Annotated in this window: 4 protein-coding genes; all 4 read right to left on the reverse strand. The window is 59.7% G+C overall.

Annotation, left to right across the window (positions count from 1 at the left end):
• A partial coding sequence (locus ACY69P_RS15150) for a rhodanese-like domain-containing protein (protein ID WP_462328078.1) occupies window positions 1-306 on the reverse strand: 306 nt, incomplete at its 3' end.
• Between the two features lie 140 nt (window positions 307-446).
• Window positions 447-776, reverse strand: a complete 330-nt coding sequence (locus tag ACY69P_RS15155; RefSeq protein WP_404843862.1) for a DMT family transporter — start codon at window positions 774-776, stop codon at window positions 447-449.
• Window positions 777-913: 137 nt separating this feature from the next.
• Entirely contained in the window at window positions 914-1,762 is an 849-nt protein-coding gene (locus ACY69P_RS15160) for a 4-hydroxybenzoate octaprenyltransferase (protein ID WP_462328079.1), read from the reverse strand.
• Window positions 1,763-1,911: 149 nt separating this feature from the next.
• Window positions 1,912-3,168 carry a tyrosine--tRNA ligase gene (gene tyrS, locus ACY69P_RS15165; protein ID WP_459900407.1) on the reverse strand — a complete coding sequence of 419 codons (1,257 nt, stop codon included), beginning with the start codon at window positions 3,166-3,168 and terminating at the stop codon, window positions 1,912-1,914.
• Window positions 3,169-3,635 lie beyond the last annotated feature (467 nt).

Here is a 3,635-nt window from a genome sequence, read left to right on the forward strand (position 1 = left end):
CAGTCTCCATGCCATGATGGGTGAGCGGTGGCCGGTCATGCAGATGATGACGGCGTGGCGTGTGCGCATTTGGTCGAGGATGGGCTGCGGTGGCAGGGCGGGTGCGGGGATGTTGATGGCGCCGGGGATGTGGAAGGCGCGGAATTCCTGCGGCGTCCTGACGTCGATGAGCAGTGGCGGCGTTTCTGAGTGCAGGGCGGATTTGAGGGCCCATGGCGGGGTCTGTTTGATGCCGAAGAGCAGGACGAGGCCGTCCCAAGCGAGGATGAGGACAATGACGGTTATGATGAGCACTTTGACGTTCATGGTGCCTCCGTATGCGGTGGTGGCGGGCGCGGGGGAACGGTCTGGGGATAGTGGATTATGGACGGAAACGGGGGCGGAGGGCAAGGGGAGGGCGCGCCATCCGCCGCAAACTGCGGATGGCGCTGTGGAAAACGTGTGGATTAATGCGTTGATCCACTGAGGTTCAGGCCGATGATGCCCACAACGATGAAGGACATGAACAGCACTTTTTTGGCGGTGAGTTCGTCGCCGAAGAAGAGCACGCCCATGACGGCGACAAGGGCGATGCCCAGCCCGCACCATGTGGAGTACATGATGCCGAGGTCAAAGTAGCGCATGGCGCGCATCATAAGCCAGAAACACGCGACGTAGAAGCCCGTGGTGGCGATGATGCCCCACATGGCCTTTGCTCCGCCCATGGAGGCGTACTTGAGTGCGGAGGTGCCGAGCACTTCGCAGATGATGGAGAGAAGGAGGTAGACCCATTTCATAGGGATGCTCCCGTCAATGTCTGGAAGAACGCGTTCTTCGTTGAGTACGTGGCCTGCGTGCGGCAGGTGTCTGGAGACAACAAGGCCGCCGAAGTTCCCCTCGGCGGCCTGTGTGGAACAATTGTGTAAGCGTGGGCTTACAGAAAAATGCCGAGCATAACGCCGACGAACAGCACAACGGATATGACGCCATTGAGCGTGAAGAACGCGATGTTCACACGGCTCATATCCTCCGGCGAGATTAAACGGTGTTCGTAGACGAGAATGCCTGCCACAGCGGCCCATACGGGATAGTACCATATGCCGATGCCCGCCGCCCAGCCAGCAAGGCCGAAGAAAATGGCCGTGATGATATGGCTGAACGAGCTGAGGGTGAGCGCGGTTGGGATGCCAAGGCGCGCCGGGATGGAGTGCAGGCCGTGTTCGCGGTCGAACTCCACATCCTGACAGGAGTAGAGGATGTCGAATCCGGCCACCCAGAAGGTCACGCCAAAGAAGAACAGCACGGCAGGCAGAGTGAATGTGGGGTCATAGGCCAGCCAGCCCGCAAGGGGCGACAGGCCAAGGACACTGCCCAGCCAGTAGTGGCACAGCATGGAGAAGCGCTTCATGTAGCTGTAGCCGCCCGCCACAAAGAGCGCCACGGGCGATAAGGTCAGGCACAGGCTGTTCAGCCCAGCGCAGGCCGCCACAAAGATGGCGGCGGTGGCGATAAGGAAGATGACGGTCTCGCGGACGCTAATCTCGCCAGTGACGAGGGGGCGGCCCTGTGTACGCGGGTTCTGGGCGTCTATCTTGAGGTCCGCAAGTCTGTTGAAGCCCATGGCAAAGGAGCGGATGGCCACCATGCCAAGAGTGAGAAAGAGAAAGACCCGCAGCCCCGGCCAGCCGTCAGCCGCCAGAAACATACCGATATACGCAAAGGGCAGGGCAAAGACCGAATGCTCAATCTTTACCATCCTGCACAGGGCGAGAAACTTTTCCATCAGTGCCTCCTTGCGCGTGGCCTCGGCCAGAATGCCGCGTAGCGCCAACGCGTGGTCCGTACAATGGCCGAAAGCGGCCACAGGGCCGCTTTCGGTCAGAGAGATTCATGGACGACTCCCCACAGCCACCATGCGGTGGGGAGTCGAAATTAGTTCAGGGTCACAAGCCCGTAGTGCTTTTTGCCCTTCTTCAGCAGCAGCACTTCGCCGTGCAGAAAGTCATCTGCGGCAGGGCTGTGCATCATGTCTTTGATCTGCTCGCCGTTCACGCGGACAGCGCCGGCCGAGATATCCTTCTTGGCCTGCCCTTTGGACTTCACAATGCCAAGGTCCACCAGCATGTCCGCCAACTGCGGCAGGGAGTTGGACGCGTACTGCACGCTGGGGGCCGACTGCATGGCCGCGCGCAGGGTTGCCACGTCAACAGTGGCAATGTCGCCGCCGCCGAACAGCACGTCCACCGCGCCGAGGATTTTGTTCAGCTCGTCCTCGCCGTGGATCATGATGGTCATCTCAGCGGCCAGAGACTTCTGCGCCTCGCGCAGGTGCGGAGCCTCCTCCACGCGCTTGGCCAGTTCTTCAATCTCTTCCTGCGTCTTGAACGTGAAGAACTTCAGCAGCTTCACCACGTCGCGGTCGTCGGCGTTGATCCAGAACTGGTAGAACTCCCACGGGGAGGTCATTTCAGGATCAAGGTAAATCGCGCCCTTTTCGGACTTGCCAAACTTGGCGCCGCTGGCCGTGGTCAGCAGGGGGAAGGTCAGGGCAAAGGCTTCGCCGCTGGACTTTTTGCGGATAAGCTCCGTGCCCGCCGTGATGTTGCCCCACTGGTCAGAACCGCCGATCTGCAGGCGGCAATCCTTGGTGTTGTACAGGTGGTCGTAGTCCAAGGACTGCAAAATCATGTAGCTGAACTCGGTGTAGGAAATGCCGACTTCGTCGCGGTCAATGCGCTGGCGGACAGACTCCTTGCGCATCATCTCGTTCACCGTAAAGTGCTTGCCCACGTCGCGCAGGAACTCGATGGGGTCCATTTTGCGGATCCAATCGTAGTTGTTCAGCACCTCGGTGTCGTCGCCAAACAGCTTGTGCACCTGCTTGCGGATGGCGTCGATGTTGCCGTCAATGATGCTGTAGTCCAGCAGCTGGCGTTCCTGGTCCTTGCCGCTGGGGTCGCCAATACGGCCCGTGGCGCCGCCCATCAGCGCCATGGGCTTATGCCCTGCGCGCTTAAAGCGCAACAGCGCCAAAAGCGGCACCATGTTGCCCACGTGCAGGCTCTTGGCCGAAGGGTCAAAGCCACAGTACAGCGTGCGTCCCGGCGTCTCAAAGTACTCGCGAAGATTGGCTTCGTCAGTGGTCTGGAAAACAAGGCCGCGCCATTTCAGCTCGTCGATGATATTCATCGGTCTGTCCTTTTCAAAAACGCCCCCGTCAGGGCGATAAAAGTCATATGGTGAAAGAATGAAAGACTAGGGACGCTGTATACGCCCGGCGCCGGTCCCGGTGAGTGCGCCGGGCTAGCAATACAGACTCTGGGTGTACAGACGGCCATACATGACGTCTGCCCCAGGAAAGGAGGACCGTAAAAAAACGGCGGTGCGGAAGATGAATCGTGAAATATGTATATTTTGCATCATACATTCCCAGAATGTCGGAGATACGGCCTGTGGTTGTAGCCCGTGGCGCCAAGAGAGTCAAATCCAAGGGCACAACGCGCCCGCCGCGCCGTCCCCTGCGTCTGCGTTGGGCGCTACTGACGCGCAAGGGCGTCGGGGTGAGAATGGGGGCGTGGTGTGGGTGTAGGGGAAGAGTGGCGGTGGTCGGCGAGAGTTTTATTGCTCCGCAGGTTTAAGGGCCGTGGGCCCTTAAA

The sequence above is a fragment of the Desulfobaculum sp. genome (genome assembly GCF_054921475.1).

Bases quoted from the DNA above. Each gene is read 5' to 3' on its own strand.
- ACY69P_RS15155 (WP_404843862.1), bottom strand. From the start codon at position 776: ATGAAATGGGTCTACCTCCTTCTCTCCATCATCTGCGAAGTGCTCGGC.
- ACY69P_RS15160 (WP_462328079.1), bottom strand. From the start codon at position 1,762: ATGGAAAAGTTTCTCGCCCTGTGCAGGATGGTAAAGATTGAGCATTCG.
- tyrS (WP_459900407.1), bottom strand. From the start codon at position 3,168: ATGAATATCATCGACGAGCTGAAATGGCGCGGCCTTGTTTTCCAGACC.